The organism is Nonomuraea sp. NPDC003709 (genome assembly GCF_040610775.1).
Taxonomy (GTDB): Bacteria; Actinomycetota; Actinomycetes; order Streptosporangiales; family Streptosporangiaceae; genus Nonomuraea; species Nonomuraea angiospora_A.
Genome location: NZ_JBEXMW010000031.1, coordinates 70,552 through 91,372, shown reverse-complemented (window position 1 = coordinate 91,372; position 20,821 = coordinate 70,552). Strand labels below are relative to the sequence as shown.

Sequence of the window (20,821 nt, the reverse complement as noted above, 5' to 3'; positions counted from 1 at the left end):
CTCAGACCGGCTGTCCGGCGCGCCGCCGGGCATGGGGGCCAGGGTCGTCAGGCCGGCTCGCGTTCGCGGAGCCGCTGGCTGACGACCTGCGTCACGCCGTCCCCGCGCATCGAGACGCCGTAGAGCGCGTCGGCGATCTCCATCGTGCGCTTGTTGTGGGTGATGACGATCAGCTGCGAGCTCTGCCGCAGCTCCTCGAACAGCGTCAGCAGCCGCTGCGTGTTCGTGTCGTCGAGCGCCGCCTCGACCTCGTCCATCACGTAGAACGGCGAGGGCCGCGCCTTGAAGATGGAGATCAGGAACGCCACGGCGGTCAGCGAGCGCTCCCCGCCCGACAGCAGCGACAGCCGCTTGACCTTCTTGCCCGGCGGCCTCGCCTCGACCTCGATGCCGGTGGTCAGCATGTCGGCCGGCTCGGTCAGCACCAGCCGTCCATCGCCGCCCGGGAACACCCTGGTGAAGATCTGCTCGAACTCCCGGGCCACGTCCTCGTACGCCGAGGCGAACATCTGCTCCACCCGGTCGTCGACCTCCTTGACCACGAGCAGCAGGTCGCGCCTGGTCTTCTTGAGGTCCTCCAGCTGCGAGGTGAGGAACGCGTGCCGCTCCTCCAGGGCCGCGAACTCCTCCAGGGCGAGGGGGTTGACCTTGCCGAGCTGGTTCATCTGCCGCTCGGCGGCCCTGGCCCGCTTCTCCTGCTCCTCGCGCACGTACGGCACGGGCGGGTCTCCGGGGACCGGGACCTCGGGCCCGTACTCGGAGATCAGGGCCTCGATCTCGACCCCGAACTCCTCCAGCGCCCGCTGCTCCATCTGCTCCAGCCGCAACCGCTGCTCGGTGCGGGCGACCTCGCTGCCGTGGACGCGGTTGACCAGCTTGTCCAGCTCCTGGCCGAGCTCGCGGACGCGCAGGCGCACCTGCTTGAGCTCGGCGTCGACGGCCACCCTGGCGAGGTCGGCCTCGTCGCGCTCCCTCGACGCCAGCCGGACGGAGGACTCGAGCTCCCTGAGCACCTGCTTGGCGCCCTTGCTGACGGCCTCGGCCACGGCGGCCTGCTGGCGGCGCCTGGCGCGCTGGGCCGCGGCCTGGGCGCGGTCCTGGCGCTCGCGCTGGGCGGCCCGGACGAGCCCGTCGGCGCGGCCCTCGATGCCCTTGACCCGCTCCTCGGCGGTGCGGACCTGGAGCCGGGTGTCCATCTCGCGCTGCCGGGCGACCTCGCAGGCGCCGGCCAGGTCGTCGCGGAGGTCGGTGGTGGGCTCGGACTCCAGCTCCTGGGCGTATTCGGCCTCGGCCAAGCGGACCTCCAGCTCGGCCACCTCCTCCAGCCCCTCGGCGCGGGCCTCCTCCGCCTTGGTGACGCTCACGGCCAGGCGCTCGGCCTCGTCGTGGGCGGCGTTGGCGGCGGCCTCGAGCTGGGCCAGGCGCTTGGCGGCGGCGGCGTTGCGCTGGTCGGCCTCCCGCTGGCGGCCCCTGACCTGGTCGAGGGTCCCCTGGACGGCGCTCACGCCGGCCTGGGCGGTGGTGACGGCGGTCTGGGCCTCGTTGGCCTTCGCCTGGGCGGCCTCCAGCGCCGCCTGGGCCGCCTGCTCCTGCTCGGCCGCCTGGTCGAGGGCGACGGCCGTCTCCTCGGCCCGGCCCTCGGCCTCCTCCAGGTCCCTGACGGCCTCGTCGAACGCGGCCCGTACCTGCAGCACGGAGGTGCCGCCCTCGGAGCCACCGCTGGCCAGGTGCGCGCTCACCAGGTCGCCCGCCTTGGTGACCGCCCTGAGCTCGGGGTGGCTCTCGACGACCGCGCGGGCGGCTTCGAGGTCGGCCACGAGCACGACGTCCGCGAGGACGTGGTCGAGGGCGGGCCGCAGGTGGTCGGGGACCGTGACGAGGTCGGCGGCCCACTGGCCGCCCTCGGGAGCCGCCGTACGGGTGCGCCGGGCCCTGTCGTCGTCCGCCCCCACCAGGAGGGTCGCCTGACCCGAGCCCTGGGTGCGCAGCAGGTCAAGGGCCTCGACGGCCGTGTCGAGGGACTTGACCGCGATGGCCTCGGCGACCGGGCCCAACACGGCCGCCACCGCCGGCTCCGCGCCGGGCGTGACCTGCATCGAGGCGGCCAGCGGCCCCAGCACCCCGGCCAGGTCGGCGTCCAGCAGCGCCGCGCCGCCGTCGCCCTTGGCGAGGCCCAGCTCCAGGGCGTCGCGGCGGGCGATCAACGCGGCCACGGACCGCTGGGCCTCCTGATCGGCGGCGCGCGCGGTGGTCATCCCGGACCTGGCGGCCTGCAGGGCGGCGCGCGGCGCGTCGAGGCCCGCCTTGGCCTCCTCGGCCGCCGCGCGCGCCTCGTCGGCGACCGCCCTGGCCTCCTCCACCAGCGCCTGCGCCGTGGCCAGCTCCTCGGCGAGCGCGGGATCGACCGCGGGCTCCTCCAGCCGCTGCGCCTCCAGGTCCTCCCTGGCCCGCCGCTCGCGCCCGGCCGCGTCGGCCACGGACTGCTGGAGCCGCCCGATCTCCTCCTCGGCGGCCCGCGTCCGGCTCCGTACGGAATCGACCTGGCCGCGCAGCTTGGCCAGCCCTTCGCGGCGGTCGGCGGCGGCCCGGGCGGCCAGGGCGAGGCGGTGCTCCTCCGCGCTCAGCTCGGCCTCGGCCTCGGCCCGCCGCTGGACGGCCTCCTCCAGCAGCTCCTGAGCCTGCTCCAGCTCGGCACCGAGGATCAGCTCCCGCTCGCGCACCTCGGCGGCCTCGCGCTCAAGGTCTTCGGGATCGCGGCCGCGGCGCTCGATGGCGGCGGCGTCGAGCGCGTGCCGGTGGCGCTCGGCGGCGAGCTGCGCCAGGCCGGTGATGCGCTCGCGCAGCGACGAGAGCCGGAAGTACGTCTCCTGCGCGGCGCTCAGCCGCGGCTGGGTCTCGGCCTCGGCCGTCTCCAGGGCCGCCTCGCGCTGCTGGCCCTCGGCCAGCTCGGCCTCGACCTGGTTGCGCCTGGCCATGATCGCGGCCTCGTCGGCGGCCTCGCGCTGCAGCGTCGTACGCAGGATGCACACGTCGTCGGCCAGCAGCCGCAGCCGGGCGTCCCGCAGGTCGGCCTGGATGACGGCGGCCTTGCGGGCGATCTCCGCCTGCCGGCCCAGCGGCTTGAGCTGGCGGCGCAGCTCGGTCGTGAGGTCTTGCACGCGGGTCAGGTTGGCCTGCATGGAGTCGAGCTTGCGCAGCGCCTTTTCCTTGCGCTTGCGGTGCTTCAGCACGCCCGCGGCCTCTTCGATGAACGCCCGCCGGTCCTCGGGCCCCGCGTGCAGGACGGCGTCGAGCTGGCCCTGGCCGACGATCACGTGCATCTCGCGGCCGATGCCGGAGTCGGACAGCAGCTCCTGGATGTCGAGCAGACGGCAGGTGTCGCCGTTGATCGCGTATTCGCTCTGCCCCGACCTGAACATCAGCCGGCTGATCGTGACCTCGGTGTAGTCGATCGGCAGCGCGCCGTCGGTGTTGTCGATGGTCAGCGTCACCTCGGCGCGCCCGAGCGGCGGCCTGGAGGAGGTGCCGGCGAAGATGACGTCCTCCATCTTGCCGCCGCGCAGCGACTTGGCGCTGTGCTCGCCCATGACCCAGGCGAGGGCGTCGACGACGTTGGACTTTCCCGAGCCGTTGGGGCCGACGACGCAGGTGATGCCCGGCTCGAGACGCAGGGCGGTCGCTGAGGCGAAAGACTTGAAGCCGCGCAGGGTGAGGGTCTTCAAATACAAGCGCGACCCCCTTCTCCCTGATGCGGACTTCGGAAAGCCTACTGGTCCGCACTGCCCCACGCGGGCCGGTACAGTCCACGACTGCCCGGCCCGCGTAAAGGAAGCTTTCCGAATATGCGCAAATAACAAGGGACGCCTCTCCGAGACGTCCCTGGGGTCTTGCGCTCCGATCACTCTCAGGTGAGTGCCGGCTCGCGCTCTTGCATGCGGCTTAGTGCCTCATCGCGGGTTTGCGCCGCAAGAGCGTCATTGGTGGCCTGAAGTCGGATGAGTTCTGCCTCCAGATCCCGGATACGCTGCTGCAGGCGGCGCATCTCCGAGACCATCCGAGGGTCAGGACCGCCGACGTGGCCGAGTAGAGCCTTCGCCATGGTAAAGGGTCCTCCACGCTGAGTGACCAGACTGGTTCGCGCACTTCTTATTCCGCGGGAGGGGTGCGCGTGGTACCTAACAAGAGTCGCACCGGCAGTGTGGGCGGTCAAGTCGAACGAACCGCTGAGCCCTACTGATGGGCACTCCCGACATACAACTATACCCTATTTGGGCGGTTTAACGGAAGTCGCTACCGCTCCACAAATCCACCCAAACTACCTCGGGGTTCACTCCAACGTTCCACTACTCCATCGACCCTGCCCGGCGTGTCGCAACCTCTGAGCAGCGCCAGCAGCTTGACGCACGCCTCGCGCGGGCCCTCCACGACCACCTCCACCCGTCCGTCCTCGGTGTTGCGCGCCCATCCCACGAGCCCCAGCTCCAGTGCGCGCGCCCGGGTCCACCAGCGGAACCCCACCCCTTGGACCCTGCCCCGTACCCAGGCGGTCAGCCGTGAATTGTCATTGTTTTCCTGCATTTCATCTCCCGTCAGGCCACAAGGGACTCCATCCGGTGTGCGTGCCCGACCGCCGCCTCGTCGAACGCCAGCACGGCCGCGGTCTCGGCCGCCTTGACCCAGGCCAGGCCCATGATCGACGGGCTCAGCCCGGTGACGGGGACGAAGCTCACGTCGGGCCGCCGGTGGTGGGCCGCCGTCGGCGTGCAGAACAGCATGCCACCCCGGTCGAGCGCCACCTGGGTCAGGCCCTCCTGGCTGGTCGCCACGGTGCCGGCCCGGGGAATCGGACGTCCGGAAGGGGTTACGGACGGTGCGATCCGCTCGCGATAGGCGCGGGGGGCGGGGCCGTCCAGGCCGATCAGGGGGACGTTCACCAGCTCTTCCGCGGCGATGGCGGGGCGGGCGGCCAGCGCGTGGCGGGTGGAGACGCCCAGTTGGTAGGAGACCTCGTTCAGCCCTTCGCCGGTCGCCAGGTCCGGCTCGTTCACCGGGAGTAGCGTGAACGTGAGATCCACCTGCCCGGCCCGCAGCTTGCCGAAGGGGTCCGAGAGCGGGATCTCGACCAGCTCCACCTCGCACTCCGGATACCGGCGCTCGAAGGCCCGCACGCTGCCGGTGACGACCTCCGTGGGCGTGGCCAGGAAACCGACCCTGAGCCGGCCGGTCACCTCGCGGGCGGCCGCCTTGGCCCGGTGCACCGCGTTCGCCAGGCCGTCGTAGGAGGGGCGCAGGTCGGCCAGGAAGCGCTCGCCCAGCGGCGTGAGGCGCACCCTGCGGCTGGTGCGCTCGAAGAGCCTGCCGCCGATCCTGGTCTCCAGCGAGCGCATGAGCTGGCTCACCCTGCCGGGCGACAGGTAGAGGCGCTCGGCCGTACGCGCGAAGTGCAACTCCTCGCTGAGCACCACGAAGCACTCCAGCTCCCTGAACTCCATCCCCATCACCCCGGATCGCTTAGCCTGCCTAAACCAAGCCTTCGGACTTCGTCATTGTTCCCGTCCGCCGCCGGACCCGAGGCTGAGGGGCATGACCACTACTGATGTCTCCCCCGCCGTCCGGGCGCGCTGGCTCGCCGTGTCGTCGGTGGCGGTGGGCACCTTCACCGTCGTGACCAGCGAGATGCTGCCCGTCGGCCTGCTGACCTCGATCGCCGCCACCCTTGAGGTGTCCGACGGGACGGCCGGGCTGATGATGTCGGCCCCGGGGCTGGTCGCCGCCGTGTCCGCGCCGGTGCTGGCGCTCACCGCCCGCCGGCTGGACCGGCGGGTGATCTTGATCGGGCTGATGGCGCTGCTGGCGGTGGCCAACCTGGTGGGCGCGTTCGCGCCGAGCTATCCCGTCATCCTGGCCGCCCGGGTGCTGACGGGGGTGAGCATCGGCGGGTTCTGGGCGTTCGCGGCCGGCCTCGGGACGCGGCTGGTGCCGGAACGGTCCGTCGGGCGGGCCACGTCGATCATCCTGGCCGGGGTGTCCGTGGCGTCGGTGCTGGGGGTGCCCGCGGCGACGTTCGTGTCCTCGTTCGCGGGGTGGCGCAGCGCGTTCGTCGCGATGGGGGTGGTGGCGCTGGCCCTGACCGCCGTCCTGTACGCGACCCTGCCGCCCCTTCCTGGCGAGGCCCCTGCCCGAAGTGCCGGATCCCGGCGCGGATGGCTCTCGGGGCCGCTCAAGGCCGTCCTCGTCCTGACCGTGCTCGTCGTGTCCGGCCACTTCGCGGCCTACACCTACGTCCGGCCGTTCCTGGAGCAGGTCTCGCACGCCGGCCCCGCCCTCGTCAGCACGCTCCTGCTCCTGTACGGCGCCGCGGGCGTGGCGGGCAACTTCGCCGCGGGGGCATGGGCGGCCAGGAACCCCAAGCCGGTCCTGATCGCTCTGGCCGCCCTCATCGCGCTCGCCACGGCGGCCCTGGCCTCGATCGGCCTGCCGCTGGTCGTGCTGCTGGTGTGGGGCTTCGGCTACGGAGGCGTCGGGGTGACCTTGCAGCTGTGGATCATGCGCGCGGGCGGCGGGGAGCTCGGCACGGCGCTCTTCGTCGGCGCCTTCAACATCTCCATCGCGCTCGGCGCGTTCGCCGGCGGCCGGGTCGTGGACGGGGTCTCGATCTCCGCGGTGATGTGGCTGGGCTCCGGGCTCGCCGTTCTCACCGCGGCCGTCGCTGGCATCTGGGGCAGGAGTAGGACGAGCGGTTCATGAACGGCTCGCGCCTGATCGCGGTGCCGCAGCGGGAGCAGGGCAGGTCGCGCCGGCCGTAGACCTCCAGCGAGCGCTCGAAGTAGCCGCTCTCGCCGTTGACGTTGACGTACAGGCTGTCGAACGAGGTGCCGCCCTGCTGCAGCGCGGAGGACATGACGGCGCGGACCCCGGCCAGCAGCTCGGCGATCTTGGGACGCGTGAGCGTCTGCGTCTGCCGGGCCCCATGCAGGCGGGCGATCCACAGGGCCTCGTCTGCGTAGATGTTGCCGACGCCGCTGATCAGCGACTGGTCGAGCAGCGCGCGCTTGATTTCCGTGTGCCTGGCCCTGAGCCTGCCGGCGAACTCCGCGTCGTCGAACACCGGCTCGAACGGGTCGGGGGCGATGTGGGCGATCGGCTCGGGGACGCCATCGGCCAGGCCGGTCAGCATGATGTGACCGAACGTCCGCTGGTCGACGAAGCGCAGGTCGGGACCACCGTCCTCGAAGCGGAGGCGTACCCGCAGGTGCTTCTCCGGCGGCGAGTCGGGCTCGACGACCAGCAGTTGGCCGCTCATCCCCAGGTGGGCCAGGAGGGCCTCCTCGGCGCCCGACAGCGGGAGCCACAGGTATTTGCCGCGCCGCTCGGCGGACAGCACCGCGCGGCCCTTGAGGCGCGCGGCGAACTCGTCGGCTCCTGGCGCGTGCCGCCTGATGGCGCGGGGGTGCAGCACCTCCGCCGAGGCGATCTCGCGCCCGGTGACCCACTGCGCGAGGCCGCGCCTGACGACCTCGACCTCCGGTAGCTCAGGCACCTCAGACCCTTTCGTGTGGCTCGCCCGGGCGGGCGTTCAGCCCGCGGGCTGGCTCTCGCGCTGCTCGCGCCGGGCCCTGATCCGGGTCCAGGCCGCCTCGGCCGCCTGCTGCTCGGCCTCCTTCTTGCTGCGCCCGGTGCCCGAACCGTACGACTCGCCGCCGACCCGCACCATCGCCGTGAACGACTTGGCGTGGTCGGGACCGCTCTCCTCGACGTGGTACTCAGGCACGCCGAGCGCCTCGGAGGCCGTCAGCTCCTGCAGGGAGGTCTTCCAGTCGAGCCCGGCGCCGAGCGAGGCCGAACGGACGATCAGCGGGTCGAACAGCAGGTGCACCACCCGGAACGCCTCGTCGAGCCCCTTGTCGACGTAGACCGCGCCGATCAGCGCCTCGAGGGTGTCGGCCAGGATGGACGACTTGTCGCGCCCGCCGGTGCCCTCCTCGCCCCTGCCGAGCCGCAGGAACCGGCCCAGGCCCAGGTTGCGGGCCACGTCGGCCAGCGCGCGCATGTTGACCACCGCGGCGCGCAGCTTCGCCAGCTGGCCCTCGGGGAGGTCGGGGTGGTTGCGGTAGAGGGTGTCGGTGACCACCAGGCCCAGCACCGAGTCGCCCAGGAACTCCAGGCGCTCGTTGGTGGGCAGGCCGCCGTTCTCGTACGCGTAGGAGCGGTGGGTCAGCGCCCGCTCCAGGATGTCGGAGTCGAGGCCGACCGCCAGGACCCGCTCCAGCTCGTCTCGGGCGACCTCTACGGCCACCGGCTTAGGACCTGTGCCCACGTGCTTTCCTCCTCGGACATCTTCGCATGGTGTGGCGACTGCGGAAGATGCCCGAAAACGTGGTGGGCGTCGGGGTAACGCGTAGCCCCGGCGTCCACCACGGCCGCGGGCGAACCGCCGCCGCACGCATCTGAGACGGTAACGCCGACCGAGGCACCATCGCACCCGGTCGGCATCACGTCAACTGCTGACGGATCAGGCGGAAGGCTCGATGACCTGACGCCGGTTGTAGGTGCCGCAGGTGGGGCACGCGATGTGCGGCTGCTTGGGCGAACGGCACTGCGGGCAGCTCACCAGGGCGACAGCAGTCGTCTTCCACTGGGAGCGACGGTGGCGGGTGTTACTCCGCGACATCTTTCGCTTCGGGACGGCCACGTCACTTCTCCTGATCGTTATCTTTGTCGGTAATCAGACCTTGCAACGACGCCCAGCGGGCATCGATCTTCTCGTGCCGGTGATCCTCGCCGGCCTCGGCCAGCTTGGTCCCACACTCCGTGCAGAGCCCTTCGCAGCCCTCGCGGCAGACGGGGCTCAACGGCAGTGCGAGCACCACCGCGTCGCGGAACGTCGGCTCGAGGTCGAGCAGCTCGCCGTCGAGCAGCGAATCCTCGTCCGAGGCGTCCTCGTCGGAGTAGAAGAACAGCTCCTGCAGGTCAACCTCGATGTCCGAGGTGACGGGGTCGAGACAGCGAGCGCACTCCCCGGCGAGCGGGGCCTGCGCCGTGCCCGACACGAGCACGCCTTCCATCACTGCTTCGAGCCGGAGGTCCAGCTCGACTTCGGCGTCTTTGGGGACACCGATCATGTCGACGCCGAGATTCGCCGGTGCCGGGAGGGTCAGAGTCATCTGCCGCATCGTGCCCGGCCGCTTTCCCAGGTCATGGGTTGAGATCACCCACGGGGAGCGGGGGTCGAGGTGCTGAGTCATCCTGCTCTCGCTAGGCATGGCGAGACGATCGCCGTCGTACAAGGCCGAAATGAAAGGATAGCAGGTCGCGCTCAGCCCCTGAGCCGCTCGATGAGCAGCTTGTGCACGAGATCGGGCACAAGGCCCGAGACGTCCCCACCATACCTGGCGATCTCCTTCACCCTGCTGGAGGACAGGAACGAGTATTCGGGGTTTGTCGGCATGAACAGCGTCTCGACCCCCGACAGGCGGTAGTTGAGCTGCGCCATCTGCAACTCGTAGTCGAAGTCGCTGACCACCCTGATGCCTTTGACGATGGCGGGGATGTCGTTCTGCCTGCAGAAGTCGACCAGCAGTCCGTGGAATTTCCGCACCTTGACGTTCGGATATTCCTTGGTCACGGTCTGCAGGATCTCAATTCGTTCGTCCACCGTGAACAGGCTGCTTTTCTCGACGTTGATGAGGACTGCCACGGTCACCTCGTCATAGAGCCGGGCGGACCGGCCGATGATGTCGAGGTGGCCATTGGTGATGGGGTCGAACGACCCCGGGCAGACTACGCGGCGCAAGACGCCTCCCAGGTCTACGGGTTCCCGGCGGCGCGACCGTACCAAACGGATGCTTCGCCATAACGACGGACCCTCTCCTCAACGTAGCCTTCCGGCCACATCAGTGCCTTTCCCCTGCTTTCCCTCTCGAATGCCACCAACGCCTCATCCAGCAGCCAGCCGTTGTCGCGCAGCGACTCCAGCGTCCGCCGGACCTCCTCGTCGGACACGGCGTAGGGCGGGTCGGCGAAGACGATGTCGTACGGCTCGGCGGGCGGGCTGCCGAGCACGCGCTCGACCTTGTCCGCGATCACCCTGGCGCCGTCGAGGCCCAGCGACTGGACGTTCGCCTTGATCGTCCTGACGGCCTTGGGGTCGGACTCCACCAGCACGGCCTCCTTGGCGCCCCTGGACAGCGCCTCCAGGCCGATCGCGCCGGACCCGGCGTACAGGTCGAGCAGGCGGGCGCCGGTGAGGCCGTACAGGGAGTCGAGCGTCAAGAAGATCCCTTCTCTGGCCCTGTCGCTGGTCGGTCTCGTCCCCCGCCCCGGCGGCACCGCCAACCGCCTGCCACCTGCGCTGCCTGCGATGATCCGCGTCATGTGACCCATTGTTCCGCATGTTCGCGCAGGTCAAGAGTGGACAAGTGTCTGCCTCGAGTGCGCAAGGGTGATTCACATCGGCGCGACGGGCCCGCATGATGAGTTCTGCGGCCTTCAAGGTGACCCACATGAAGGCCGACCGGCGTGATCGTGAGCCCTTCCGCACGCCGGTTCCCTCGGCACCTGACCCGAGGGTGGGCCCAGCCGGGGACGGCATTCGGGGGGAGGCCGTCCCCGCGGCTGGGCTTTTCCACTGCCGGCAGGCTGCCCACCGCGCCACCGAAGCACCCCACGCCGCCTCACCGCACCGGCACCCAGGACCGCGCGGGCGAAGCGCCGCACGCCCCTCCCGCCACCAACCCCGACCCCCAATCCGCCGCATGCATTGCGCCGAGCACCACCGCACGCCATCCCGCCGCACCGGCGCCCAAATCCTCAGCGCGCCACCGCACGGCCGCAACCACCGCACCGGCGCGCCCCAGGACTGCGCGGGCGGAGTGCCGCACAGGCGCCCGAAACCCCCAGCGCGCCGCCGGACGACCGTAAGCGCCGCACGTCCCGGACGGCCGTGAGCCCCGGACGCTGCCCCCGGCCCGGGGGTCGCTCAGGCCATGGCGGTCAGGTCTTCTCCAAGTACTCCGCGCGTTCGTCCGCCAGCAGCCGGGCGATCTCCGCCCGCAACCCCTCGTACGACGTCAGGTCCGGATCCTCCTCCAGGAGGGCGGCGGCCTCGTCGCGGGCCGTGGCGATCACGTCCTCGTCCCGCAGGAGCTGCAGCAGCTTCAGCGACGACCGCTTGCCCGACTGCGCCGCCCCCAGGACGTCGCCCTCCCGCCGTTGCTCCAGGTCCACGCGCGACAGCTCGAAGCCGTCCAGGGTGGTGGCGACCGCGTCGAGGCGGGCGCGGGCGGGCGTGCCCTCGGAGAAGTCGGAGACCAGGAGGCACAGCCCAGGGAGGCCGCCGCGGCCGACGCGGCCGCGGAGCTGGTGGAGCTGGGAGACGCCGAAGCGGTCGGCGTCCATGATGATCATGACGGAGGAGTTGGGGACGTCGACCCCGACCTCGATGACGGTGGTGGCCACCAGGACGTCGAGCTCGCCCCGCGTGAAGGAGCGCATGATCGCGTCCTTCTCCTCCGGCGGGAGCTTGCCGTGGAGCGTGCCGACCCGCAGGTCGTGGAAGGGGCCGCTCTTCAGGAGCTCGGCCACGTCGAGGACCGCCAGCGGCGGGCGGCGGTCGTCGTCGCCGGCGGCGGCCGCCAGGTCGCCCTCGTCGCCCTCCAGGTCGCCGATGCGCGGGCACACGATGTACGCCTGCCGCCCCAGCGTCACCTCCTCCCGCACCCGCTGCCAGGTGCGTTCGAGGTAGTGGGGCTTCTCGGCGGCCGGGACGACGTGCGTGGTGATGGGGGCGCGGCCCGACGGGAGCTGGGACAGCGTCGAGATCTCCAGGTCGCCGAAGACGGTCATGGCGACCGTGCGCGGGATCGGCGTGGCCGTCATGACCAGCACGTGCGGACGGCCGCCGGCCGCCTTCTCGCGCAGGGCGTCGCGCTGCTCCACCCCGAACCGGTGCTGCTCGTCCACCACGACCAGCCCCAGGTCGGCGAACTGCACGTGCTCCTGCAGCAGCGCGTGCGTGCCCACGACGATCCCCGCCGTGCCCGAGGCGGCGTCCAGCAGGGCCGCGCGGCGGGCGGCGGCGCCCATGGAGCCGGTCAGCAGCGTGACCGACGTGCCCCCGAACATGCCCCCCTGCGCCAGATCCCCGAGCATGCCGGTGATCGAGCGGTGGTGCTGCTGGGCCAGCACCTCCGTGGGGGCCAGCAGCGCCGCCTGGCCGCCCGCGTCGACCACCTGGAGCATCGCCCGCAGCGCCACCACCGTCTTGCCCGCGCCGACCTCACCCTGCAGCAGGCGGTGCATCGGGTGCTCGAGCGCGAGGTCGGCGGCGATCTCCTCGCCGACCTGCGCCTGCCCCTCCGTCAGCGAGAACGGCAGCCGCCCGTCGAAGTCGGTCAGCAGGCCGTCGCCGCGCCTGGGCCTGGGCTTGGCGGGCAGCGCGGTGGCGGCCCGGCGCCGCCGCAGCAGCACGGCCTGCAGCACGAACGCCTCGTCGAACTTCAGCCGCTTGCGCGCCCGCCCCATTTCGGCGAAGTCCTTCGGCCGGTGGATGCCCTCCAGCGCCTCGCCGAGATCCTGCAGCCCATGGCGGGCCCGCAGCTCGGCGGGCAGCGGGTCGTCGAGCGGGCCCAGCGTGTCGAGCACGACGCCGACCGCGCGCCTGATCGCCCACGGCGTGACGTCCTTGCCCGCGGGATAGATCGGCACCGGCGCCGCCGCGAACTCCTCCGCGTTCGCCTCGCCCTCCTCGAACAGCTCGAACTCCGGGTGCGTGAGCTGCCAGCGCGGCTTCGACCGCGCCCCGAACAGCCCCACCTTGCCCGCGAACATGCCCCGCTGCCCGGGCTTGAGCCGCGACTCGGCCACGTGGGAGCCCTTGCCGAAGAACGACAGGTAGAGCCTGTTGCCGTTGCCGTCGACGACCTCGACCTCCAGCCAGGTGCCGCCGCGATTGCGCATGGGCTTGCGCATGAGCCTGGTCACCTCGCCGACCACGGTGACGTGCTCGTCGACCTCCAGCGCGTCGAGCGTGGTCAGCTCGCCGCGCTCGGCGTAACGCCGGGGATAGTGGCGCAGCAGGTCGCCGACCGTCTCCAGGTCGAGCACGCTGTGCAGCAACTTGGCGGTCTTCGGGTCGAGCGCCTTCGTCAGAGGCTCGTCGAAACGGCTCACGGGATTAAGTTCTACCGCGTCGGCCCGACAGGAATCCCGTTCATCGGTGTCACTCCACGCCGATCAGGAGCGGATAGCCGCCCTGCTCGCCGTCGTACACGACCAGATCCACGTCGGGCCGCGTACCGCGCAGCTGCTCCTCCAGCCGCGCGGCGAGCCCCGGCGGCGCCTGCGCGCCCGTGACCAAGGTCACCAGCTCGCCACCGCCGGCCACCATCCGGTCCACGACCACGGTGGCCACGCGGTCGAGCGAGCCGCCGATCACCGCGACGTCCCCGTCGATCATGCCGAGCACGTCCCCGGGGCGGCACAGGCCCGCGCTCGTCATCGCCTCCCGGTCCGCCACCGTCACGTGTCCGTACCGCGTGTGCCCGGCCGCGTCCGTCATCGCCACCACGTCGTCGTCGAAGCGGCGTAGCGGATCGTGTACGGCCAGCGCCGCCAGCCCCTGCACGGTCGCCTTCGTCGGCAGCACGCTGACCACGGCCCCGTCCTCGCGGGCGATCTCCGCGGCCGCGGCGGCGACCGACCTGACGCCCTCGTCGTTCGGCAGGACCGCGACCTCGCCGCCCGCCTGCCTGATCGCGGCCAGCATGGCGGGCAGGGTGGGCCGGGCGCCGGGCTCGCGGCGTACCACGACCGCGCCGCACTCCTCGAACAGCGCCGCGATCCCGTCCCCCGCGGCCACCGCCACCACGCCCCGGCCCGCGCTGCCGCGGTGGGTGCGTTCGGCCAGGTACGTGATCCTGATCCGGTGCGGCCGCCCGGCCCGCAGCCCGGCCTCCACGGCGGGACCGGCCTCGGCCACGTGGACGTGCACGTTCCACAGCCCGCCGCCGCCGACCACGACCAGCGAGTCGCCCATGGCGTCGAGCTCCTCGCGCAGCGCGGCCACCGCGGCGTCGTCGGCGTCCAGCAGGTACATCACCTCGTACCCCGCCCCCACCTCGGCCATCGGCGCGACCCGCGAGGTCGGCGCGGGCACGTCGTAGTGATCGCTGTAGGAGTCGGTGATCACGGAGGCCAGGGTCTCCAGCACGATCGCCGCGCCCGCGCCGCCCGCGTCCACGACGCCGCTGCGGGCCAGCACGTCCAGCTGGGAAGGCGTACGGCGCAGCGCGGCGCGGGCCTCACCCGCCGCCTGCCGCGCCACCGCCCGCAGATCGCCCCCGTCCACGTCCTGTACGGCTCGCGCGGCCGACTCCAGCACGCTCAGCACCGTGCCCTCCACCGGCCTGGCCACCGCCTCCCTGGCCAGCATGGCGGCCCTGAGCAGCCCGGCCCGCAGGTCGGAGCCGTCCTTCAGCACCTCGGCGAGGCCGCGTAACGCCTGGCTGACGATCACGCCGGAGTTTCCGCGGGCCCCGACGAGCGCGCCGTACGAGAGCGTCTGCCACACCACGGCCGCGTCCACGTCGTCGGGCAGCGACTCGACGGCCTCGGCCGCGGACAGCATGGTCAGGTGCAGGTTGGTGCCGGTGTCGCCGTCGGCCACGGGGAACACGTTCAGCGCGTCGATCTCGGTCCTGGCCCGGCCGAGCGCGTCGGCGGCCAGGCGGGCCCAGCGGCGCACCGCCGGCGGGTCGAGGATCTTCATCTGCACCCTCCCGGCTCCCGGCGTGGCCCGGATGCGCTACGGTTGTCGATGGAGAATATCGCCGCCGGACCACCGGTCCAGCGTTCCGGTTCGCGCCCATCGGTGTGGATCGGATATTCTCGTCTGGCTGGCCGGTTGTCCCGGCATGCCCTCCGCCCGGAAAGCATCAGCGGACAGGGCTACATCGACTGTTTTAAGGAGCGAACCGTGGCTTCCGTCTGCGATGTCTGCCGCAAGGGCCCGACCTTCGGCAACAACGTGTCCCACTCCCACCGCCGTACCCGTCGTCGTTGGAACCCCAACATCCAGACGGTCCGCGCGGTCGTCGGCGGCACGCCGAAGAAGCTCAACGTGTGCACCTCGTGCATCAAGGCGGGCAAGGTCACCCGCTAGGTCCCACACTTTCGCGTAAGCCCGTAGCTCCCGAGGGAGCCGCGGGCTTACGTGTTTTCCGGCCCCCGAGGGCCCCTGAGGCCCGAGCGTCAGCGCCAGCGCCAGGCGTGGTCCACCGGGCCGATGCCGCTTCCCAGAGGGAAACCGCGCGCGATCGCGCCCGTCACGTACTCCTTCGCCTTCCCCACCGCCTCCGGCACGTCGTCGCCCAGCGCGAGCCGGGAGGCGATCGCCGAGGCCAGTGTGCAGCCCGTGCCGTGGGTGTGGCGGTTGTCGAGGCGCTCGGCGGCGAAGCGGTATTCGGCCGTGCCGTCCGTGAGCAGGTCCACGGGCGCGCCCGGCAGATGGCCGCCCTTGATCAGCGCCCACCTGGGCCCGAGCTCCAGAACGGCCTCGGCCGCCGCCCGCAGCCCGCCCTCGTCCTCCACCTTGACGGAGGTGAGCTGCTCCACCTCCCACAGGTTCGGCGTCACCACGGTGGCCACGGGCAGCAGCCGCGTCCGCAGCGTGTCGACGGCCTCGGGCGCGAGCAGCGAGTCGCCGTGCTTCGACACCCCCACGGGGTCCACGATCACGGGCGCGGCGTACGAGCCGAGCGCGTCGGCCACGACCTCGACCAGCGCGGGGGAGGCCAGCATGCCGGTCTTCACCGCCTGGGCGCCGATGTCGCCCAGGACCGAGTCGAGCTGCGCGCGTACGGCCTCGGGTGGCAGCTCCCAGTAGCCCTGGACGCCCAGGGAGTTCTGGGCCGTCACCGCGGCGATGACGCTCATGCCGTGGACGCCCATGGCCAGCATGGTCTTCAGGTCAGCCTGGATGCCCGCGCCGCCCCCGGAGTCGGAGCCGGCGACGGTCAGCACGCGTGGAGGGGTCGAAACCGTCATGTCCCCCATCCAACCACTCAGCTGATGGCGCAGTCCCCGCTGACCAGCCCGCAGTTGGCGGCCTTCTGGCCCTCGCCCGTGGCGGTGAACGAGACGTTCACCGAGTCACCGGCCGACAGCGACGCCGACAGGTCGAGGATCAGCAGATCGCCGTCCTGCGTCCATTGGGCGCCGGTCACGGCCATGACCTTGCCCTCGACCGGGACGGAGACCGTCGGGTTCTCCAGCGTCTCCCGAGAGGTGTTCGAGAGCGTCATGTCGGCCTGGTAGCTGAGCACCCGCTGCTTGATGGTCTGCTTGATGTTCATCGCGCCGCCCTGGCCGGACCCGAACGTGTTCGTGGAGGTCGGGAGCGGGGTGCTGCCGCCGCTGCTGGTCCCCCCGCCGGTGTCGCCGTCGTCCAGCGTCGAAGGCTCCTCGGTCGGCGTCTCGGTGGCGAGCTCCTCGACGGGCGGCGTCGGCTCCTTCGTCGGCTTCGCGGACGTCTTCACTTTGGTCTTGGTGGGCGTCGGCGTCGCGGAGGCGGTGCGGCGCGGGGGCGTACGGGCGCTGTACGAGGCCGTCGGCGACGGGGTCTTGGACGTCGTCGGCTCGTCCGCCGACTCCTCCTCGGACGGCTCCTCCTCCGGCGTGGTCTCCTCTTCGGTCGGCTGGGAGGCCGCGGGACCCGGCTGGTTGTTCGTCGCCTGGACGGCGGCGCAGGTCGCGCCCGCGCACTTGTCGGGCGTACCCGACGAGCTCATGAACTTGACGCCCGCCACGGTGCCGCCGAGCACGACGGCGACCGCCGCGACCGACAGCAGCGCGACCCGGCCCTTGCCGCCACCCGACGACGGGGGCGCGGTGAGCACGTCGCCGCCGCCGCGTCCGCCCTTACGGCGCCCGCGGCGGCCCTTGGGCTCGTCCGGCTCGTCGAGGCCGGGGTCGGCCGCCCAGTCGGAGGCGAGGAAGCCGGTCTCGGCGTTCGCCCAGGCGGGCGCCTGCACGGCCGTGGGCTCCCCGGCCACCTTGACGTCCCCGGGCTCGGGCGGGCCGGCCGACATGGGCACCGCGCCGGTACGGTCACCGGGCCCGTCGAACGGCCCGTCGAACGGCCCGTCGAAGGGCCCGGGCCGGTCGCCGGGAGGTGGTCCGCCGAAGGCGCCACCCGGCACGTCGGGGCCGTCGAAGAAGGCCGTACGCTCCATGGGCCCGTCAAAGGGGCCAGACGCCTCAAAGGGGCCTCGACCGCCGGCCGGGCCCGGACCCGGACCCGGCCCTCCAGGGCCGGGCGGAATGTCCGGACCGCCGAAGAAGGCCGTCCGCTCGGCGGGCCCCTCCATGGGAGCCGCGGCGTCGAAAGGGCCCCGCCCGGCGGGTGCGGCCGGATTGCCGGGGCCGTCGAAGAAGGCCGTGCGCTCCATGGGCCCGTCGAAGGGACCGGGAGCGTCAAAAGGGCGGTCGCCCGGCTGGCTCCACTCCGGCGGCCGGGCGAAGGCGCCCGTCGTCTCGAACGGCCCGGCCTCCCCAGGACCCGGCTGCGGGAAGCCATGCACGGGGTCGTTGGCCGGGGGGAAGCCGCCGTCGGAGTTGTTGGGCAGCGCGAAGGCACCGGTGGTCTCGAACGGCTCGGACTGCGGCCCGCGCGGAAGCGGTCCGTCAGTGCGCCGCGGCATGGGAGCCCACTGGCCCGTCACCTCGGGTTCGTCCGGCAGCGAAGGCCAGCCGGGCGGCTCGGCCTGCTCGTCAGGACCCCAGAATGCGCTGTTGTTCCCCCGTTCATCCCCGTCGTCGGATCCACCTGTGCCGTGGCGGCCCATGGCTGCCCTTTCTCGCGGTTACAGTGGCCGCCAATCTTCATAACACCTTTGCGACACCGTTGTCACAGCAATCCCCGGAGTCCCACCACAAATCCGGAAAATGTCACTCAAATCGGGACAAGTCATCACCGAAAGTGATCCCACCCACGGTGGCCTATCTCACGCCCATGAACCAGCACACCTTCGCCCTCGATCACCCGGCCCACGACCTGCCACGACGGCGGCAAACTCACCTCTGCGGGGAAGACCGCCGCGAGCGCGTGATCCTCACCACCCGTGAGCACCCACTCCAGCGGATCGACCCCAAGTTCCTTGGCCGCGACCGAAACCGGCTCCCCCACGGCGAAGGCCCGCGGATCCAGCTCGATGCGCACGCCGCTGGCCTCGGCGACGTGGCCGAGGTCCTGCAGCAGCCCGTCGCTGATGTCCAGCATCGCGCTCGCGCCCAGCTCGGCCGCCCCCGGCCCCATCGCGTACGGCGGACTGGGCCGCCGATGCGCGACCACGACCTCCTCCAGGACGGGGTTCTCCGGCACGCCCGCCTCCAGCAGCGCCCACCCGGCGGCGGCATAGCCCAGCCGCCCGGTGACCGCCACGACATGCCCGGGCCGGGCGCCGGAGCGCGTCACGGGAGCCCGCCCGCCCAGGTCGCCCAGCGCGGTCACCCCGATGACCACCAGGTCGCACCGCGTGATGTCGCCCCCGGCGACGCTCGCCCCGACCACCGCGCACTCGTCGCGGAACCCGTCCGTCAGCCCGTCGAGCCACGTCAGCGGCAGGTCGGCGGGCATGCCCAGCCCGACCACGAGGGACGTCGGCACGGCGCCCATGGCGGCCACGTCGGCGAGGTTCTGGGCGGCGGCCTTACGACCCACGTCGTAACCGCTGGACCAATCCCGCCGAAAATGTCTACCCTCGATCAGCAAATCCGTTGAGACCACGACCCGGCCGTCAGGCGCGCTGACCACGGCGGCGTCGTCACCCGGACCGAGCATTACCGCCGCACCCTGGGGCAGACGACCGGTAATCCGATTTATCACTCCGAATTCGCCGAGATCTCCGACTGTGATGACGCACCTCCTGACGCACACAGGGTACGGTGGCCCTTCGGCGTGATCCAATCGCCCGGGAGGACGTGATGGTGCAGGCCTACATCCTTATCCAGACCGAGGTCGGCAAGGCCGCTGCCGTGGCTCGCGAGATTTCCGGGATTCCCGGGGTCACTCAAGCGGAAGACGTGACGGGGCCCTACGACGTGATCGTGCGCGCGGAGGCCAACAACGTCGACGAGCTGGGCAAGCTCGTGGTGGCACAGATTCAGGCGGTGGAAGGGATCACGCGTACTCTTACGTGTCCGATCGTCCACATTTAAAGGTAGTCGTCGCATGCGTGCCGCCGCCGCCCTGCTCGTTCTCCTCGCGCTCGCCGGTTGCGGCGGCACCGTACAGGTCGACCCGCCCAAACCGACGGGCGAGGCGGTGACGGCCTGCGGCAAGCTGGCGACGCTGCTGCCCCAGACGCTCGACGGCGACCGGCGTGGCACGTCCACTCCCGAGTCGCCGTACGTGGCCGTCTGGGGCGACGGGGTCATCGCGCTGCGCTGCGGCGTGCCCAGGCCGGCCAGGATGGCACCCACCGACCAGCTCCAGGAGATCGGCGGGGTGGGCTGGTTCGCCGACCCCGACAGGCCCACGTTGTTCACCGCGGTCACGGACGCGGCCTACGTGGAGGTCACGGTCGGCGGCGAGCACGTGGCCGCCGAGGTGCTGGCGGACCTGTCGAAGCCGATCGCCCAGGTCTCGCCCTCGTCCCAGTGACCGCGCGATCTCAACGCAGGCCCGCCGAGCGCGACAGCGCGAGCTGGATGAGCCGGTCGACCAGCGCCGGGTAGTCCAGCCCCGAGGCGGCCCAGAGCTGCGGCGCCACCGACAGCGACGTGAACCCGGGCATGGTGTTGATCTCGTTGAAGATCAGGTGGCCCTCGGCCGTGTAGAAGAAGTCGACCCGCGCGAGCCCCTCGCAGTCGAGCGCCTCGAACGCGCGCACCGCCATGGCCCGCAGCTGCTCGGCCGCCTCCTCGGGGAGGTCGGCGGGCACGGTGAGCGACATCTGGTCCGGGTAGTACTTCGCCTCGAAGTCGAAGAACTCCTGGCCGCCCTCGACCTTCACCTCGCCGGGCCGCGACGCGACCGCGGGCTCGTCGCCGAGCGACTCCAGCACCGCGCACTCGATCTCGCGGCCGACGATGGCGGCCTCGATGAGCACCTTGGGGTCGTGCTGCCTGGCGACCTCCACGGCCGCCTCCAGCTCGCCCAGGTCGTGGGCCTTGGAGATGCCCTGCGAGGACCCGGCCCTGGCGGGCTTGACGAACACCGGCCAGCCGAGCCCTTCCGCCTCCTTCAGCACGCGGTCGCGGTCGAGCCGCCAGTCGCGGTCGCGTACGACGACGTGGCGGCCGATCGGCAGCCCGGCGGCGGCCATGACGGTCTTCATGTGGGCCTTGTCCATGCCCACCGCGCTGGCCAGCACGCCCGAGCCGACATAGCGCACCCCGGCCATCTCGAGCAGCCCCTGGATGGTGCCGTCCTCGGCGAACGGGCCGTGCATCACGGGGAACACCACGTCCACCGAGCCGAGCTCCACGGGGATGCTGCCGGGGTCGTACGCCACCAGCGAACTCCCACCGGACGGCAGCGCCAGCGCCGCGCCCGAGGTGTCGACGACCGGCAGCTCGCCCGACTCGATGGCGAACCGCTGGTCCGAAGCCGCCAGCACCCACCTGCCGTCCTGGGCGATCCCGATGGGGATCACCTCGTACTTGCTCCTGTCGATCGCATCCAGCACACTGCCCGCGCCCATCAGGGACACGGCGTGCTCCGAATTGCGGCCTCCGAAAACAACGGCGACGCGTGGCTTGCTCATGGTGTCCGAATCTACCGGGGTGTCCGGGTCACAGCGAGCCGAGCACGCCGTAATCA

General features: G+C 71.7%; 20 protein-coding genes. 4 read left to right on the top strand and 16 right to left on the bottom strand.

From position 1 onward, the window contains the following. Positions 1-47: 47 nt before the first annotated feature. The 4 genes from smc to ABZX61_RS56085 form a co-directional block, all read right to left on the bottom strand. Positions 48-3,728 (bottom strand): chromosome segregation protein SMC, encoded by a 3,681-nt coding sequence (gene smc, locus ABZX61_RS56100; RefSeq protein WP_355208930.1) that lies wholly within the window; start codon positions 3,726-3,728, stop codon positions 48-50. Positions 3,729-3,904: 176 nt separating this feature from the next. Next, positions 3,905-4,099: a hypothetical protein gene (locus tag ABZX61_RS56095; protein WP_090938435.1), complete on the bottom strand. Its 195-nt coding sequence runs from the start codon at positions 4,097-4,099 to the stop codon at positions 3,905-3,907. 191 nt (positions 4,100-4,290) lie between these two features. After that, positions 4,291-4,578, bottom strand: coding sequence for an acylphosphatase (locus ABZX61_RS56090; RefSeq protein WP_350729740.1), 288 nt, complete (start codon positions 4,576-4,578; stop codon positions 4,291-4,293). An 11-nt stretch (positions 4,579-4,589) separates the two neighbouring features. Continuing rightward, on the bottom strand, positions 4,590-5,492 hold the full coding sequence (locus ABZX61_RS56085; RefSeq protein ID WP_355208926.1) for a LysR family transcriptional regulator: 903 nt from the start codon (positions 5,490-5,492) through the stop codon (positions 4,590-4,592). A 91-nt stretch (positions 5,493-5,583) separates the two neighbouring features. Between ABZX61_RS56085 and ABZX61_RS56080 the strand changes: the two genes are divergently transcribed. Beyond that, positions 5,584-6,747 carry an MFS transporter gene (locus tag ABZX61_RS56080; RefSeq protein WP_355208924.1) on the top strand — a complete coding sequence of 388 codons (1,164 nt, stop codon included), beginning with the start codon at positions 5,584-5,586 and terminating at the stop codon, positions 6,745-6,747. Here the strand turns inward: ABZX61_RS56080 and mutM are convergent. From mutM to ABZX61_RS56040, 8 genes are all read right to left on the bottom strand, one after another. Further along, positions 6,695-7,540: a bifunctional DNA-formamidopyrimidine glycosylase/DNA-(apurinic or apyrimidinic site) lyase gene (gene mutM, locus ABZX61_RS56075; RefSeq protein WP_355208921.1), complete on the bottom strand. Its 846-nt coding sequence runs from the start codon at positions 7,538-7,540 to the stop codon at positions 6,695-6,697. The genes ABZX61_RS56080 and mutM overlap by 53 nt on opposite strands. A gap of 36 nt (positions 7,541-7,576) precedes the next feature. Then, positions 7,577-8,296 carry a ribonuclease III gene (gene rnc, locus ABZX61_RS56070; RefSeq protein ID WP_350729813.1) on the bottom strand — a complete coding sequence of 240 codons (720 nt, stop codon included), beginning with the start codon at positions 8,294-8,296 and terminating at the stop codon, positions 7,577-7,579. A 216-nt stretch (positions 8,297-8,512) separates the two neighbouring features. Continuing rightward, entirely contained in the window at positions 8,513-8,692 is a 180-nt protein-coding gene (gene rpmF, locus ABZX61_RS56065) for a 50S ribosomal protein L32 (RefSeq protein ID WP_139632166.1), read from the bottom strand. A gap of 1 nt (position 8,693) precedes the next feature. Then, a complete protein-coding gene (locus ABZX61_RS56060) occupies positions 8,694-9,245 on the bottom strand; it encodes a YceD family protein (RefSeq protein ID WP_355208917.1) in 552 nt (183 codons plus the stop codon). 71 nt (positions 9,246-9,316) lie between these two features. Next, the gene (gene coaD / locus ABZX61_RS56055) at positions 9,317-9,793 is read right to left on the bottom strand and encodes a pantetheine-phosphate adenylyltransferase (protein ID WP_185068071.1); all 477 of its coding nucleotides are present in this window, start codon (positions 9,791-9,793) and stop codon (positions 9,317-9,319) included. A 14-nt stretch (positions 9,794-9,807) separates the two neighbouring features. Next, entirely contained in the window at positions 9,808-10,374 is a 567-nt protein-coding gene (gene rsmD / locus ABZX61_RS56050) for a 16S rRNA (guanine(966)-N(2))-methyltransferase RsmD (RefSeq protein WP_355208914.1), read from the bottom strand. 618 nt (positions 10,375-10,992) lie between these two features. Continuing rightward, positions 10,993-13,170 carry an ATP-dependent DNA helicase RecG gene (gene recG / locus ABZX61_RS56045; RefSeq protein ID WP_355208911.1) on the bottom strand — a complete coding sequence of 726 codons (2,178 nt, stop codon included), beginning with the start codon at positions 13,168-13,170 and terminating at the stop codon, positions 10,993-10,995. 49 nt (positions 13,171-13,219) lie between these two features. Beyond that, complete coding sequence (locus ABZX61_RS56040) at positions 13,220-14,767, bottom strand: DAK2 domain-containing protein (RefSeq protein ID WP_355208908.1); 1,548 nt, start codon at positions 14,765-14,767, stop codon at positions 13,220-13,222. Positions 14,768-14,974: 207 nt separating this feature from the next. Here ABZX61_RS56040 and rpmB point away from each other — a divergent pair, with 207 nt between their 5' ends. Further along, entirely contained in the window at positions 14,975-15,160 is a 186-nt protein-coding gene (gene rpmB, locus ABZX61_RS56035; RefSeq protein ID WP_043618345.1) for a 50S ribosomal protein L28, read from the top strand. 89 nt (positions 15,161-15,249) lie between these two features. Here rpmB and thiD read toward each other — a convergent pair whose 3' ends face one another. From thiD to ABZX61_RS56020, 3 genes are all read right to left on the bottom strand, one after another. Then, positions 15,250-16,053, bottom strand: a complete 804-nt coding sequence (gene thiD, locus ABZX61_RS56030; RefSeq protein WP_355208904.1) for a bifunctional hydroxymethylpyrimidine kinase/phosphomethylpyrimidine kinase — start codon at positions 16,051-16,053, stop codon at positions 15,250-15,252. An 8-nt stretch (positions 16,054-16,061) separates the two neighbouring features. After that, a complete protein-coding gene (locus tag ABZX61_RS56025) occupies positions 16,062-17,699 on the bottom strand; it encodes a hypothetical protein (protein ID WP_355208901.1) in 1,638 nt (545 codons plus the stop codon). 269 nt (positions 17,700-17,968) lie between these two features. Continuing rightward, positions 17,969-18,934, bottom strand: a complete 966-nt coding sequence (locus ABZX61_RS56020) for a thiamine-phosphate kinase (protein WP_355208898.1) — start codon at positions 18,932-18,934, stop codon at positions 17,969-17,971. A gap of 47 nt (positions 18,935-18,981) precedes the next feature. Here ABZX61_RS56020 and ABZX61_RS56015 point away from each other — a divergent pair, with 47 nt between their 5' ends. Beyond that, positions 18,982-19,215 carry an Lrp/AsnC ligand binding domain-containing protein gene (locus tag ABZX61_RS56015; protein WP_106249262.1) on the top strand — a complete coding sequence of 78 codons (234 nt, stop codon included), beginning with the start codon at positions 18,982-18,984 and terminating at the stop codon, positions 19,213-19,215. Between the two features lie 13 nt (positions 19,216-19,228). Continuing rightward, positions 19,229-19,660 carry a DUF3515 family protein gene (locus ABZX61_RS56010; RefSeq protein WP_355208895.1) on the top strand — a complete coding sequence of 144 codons (432 nt, stop codon included), beginning with the start codon at positions 19,229-19,231 and terminating at the stop codon, positions 19,658-19,660. Positions 19,661-19,670: 10 nt separating this feature from the next. Here ABZX61_RS56010 and ABZX61_RS56005 read toward each other — a convergent pair whose 3' ends face one another. Continuing rightward, on the bottom strand, positions 19,671-20,765 hold the full coding sequence (locus ABZX61_RS56005) for a D-alanine--D-alanine ligase family protein (RefSeq protein WP_355208892.1): 1,095 nt from the start codon (positions 20,763-20,765) through the stop codon (positions 19,671-19,673). Between the last annotated feature and the right edge of the window lie 56 nt (positions 20,766-20,821).

Bases quoted from the DNA above. Each gene is read 5' to 3' on its own strand.
- ABZX61_RS56095 (WP_090938435.1), bottom strand. From the start codon at position 4,099: ATGGCGAAGGCTCTACTCGGCCACGTCGGCGGTCCTGACCCTCGGATG.
- ABZX61_RS56090 (WP_350729740.1), bottom strand. From the start codon at position 4,578: ATGCAGGAAAACAATGACAATTCACGGCTGACCGCCTGGGTACGGGGC.
- ABZX61_RS56085 (WP_355208926.1), bottom strand. From the start codon at position 5,492: ATGGAGTTCAGGGAGCTGGAGTGCTTCGTGGTGCTCAGCGAGGAGTTG.
- ABZX61_RS56080 (WP_355208924.1), top strand. From the start codon at position 5,584: ATGACCACTACTGATGTCTCCCCCGCCGTCCGGGCGCGCTGGCTCGCC.
- ABZX61_RS56060 (WP_355208917.1), bottom strand. From the start codon at position 9,245: ATGACTCAGCACCTCGACCCCCGCTCCCCGTGGGTGATCTCAACCCAT.
- rsmD (WP_355208914.1), bottom strand. From the start codon at position 10,374: ATGACGCGGATCATCGCAGGCAGCGCAGGTGGCAGGCGGTTGGCGGTG.
- ABZX61_RS56040 (WP_355208908.1), bottom strand. From the start codon at position 14,767: ATGAAGATCCTCGACCCGCCGGCGGTGCGCCGCTGGGCCCGCCTGGCC.
- thiD (WP_355208904.1), bottom strand. From the start codon at position 16,053: ATGGGGGACATGACGGTTTCGACCCCTCCACGCGTGCTGACCGTCGCC.
- ABZX61_RS56025 (WP_355208901.1), bottom strand. From the start codon at position 17,699: ATGCCGCGGCGCACTGACGGACCGCTTCCGCGCGGGCCGCAGTCCGAG.
- ABZX61_RS56015 (WP_106249262.1), top strand. From the start codon at position 18,982: ATGGTGCAGGCCTACATCCTTATCCAGACCGAGGTCGGCAAGGCCGCT.
- ABZX61_RS56010 (WP_355208895.1), top strand. From the start codon at position 19,229: ATGCGTGCCGCCGCCGCCCTGCTCGTTCTCCTCGCGCTCGCCGGTTGC.
- ABZX61_RS56005 (WP_355208892.1), bottom strand. From the start codon at position 20,765: ATGAGCAAGCCACGCGTCGCCGTTGTTTTCGGAGGCCGCAATTCGGAG.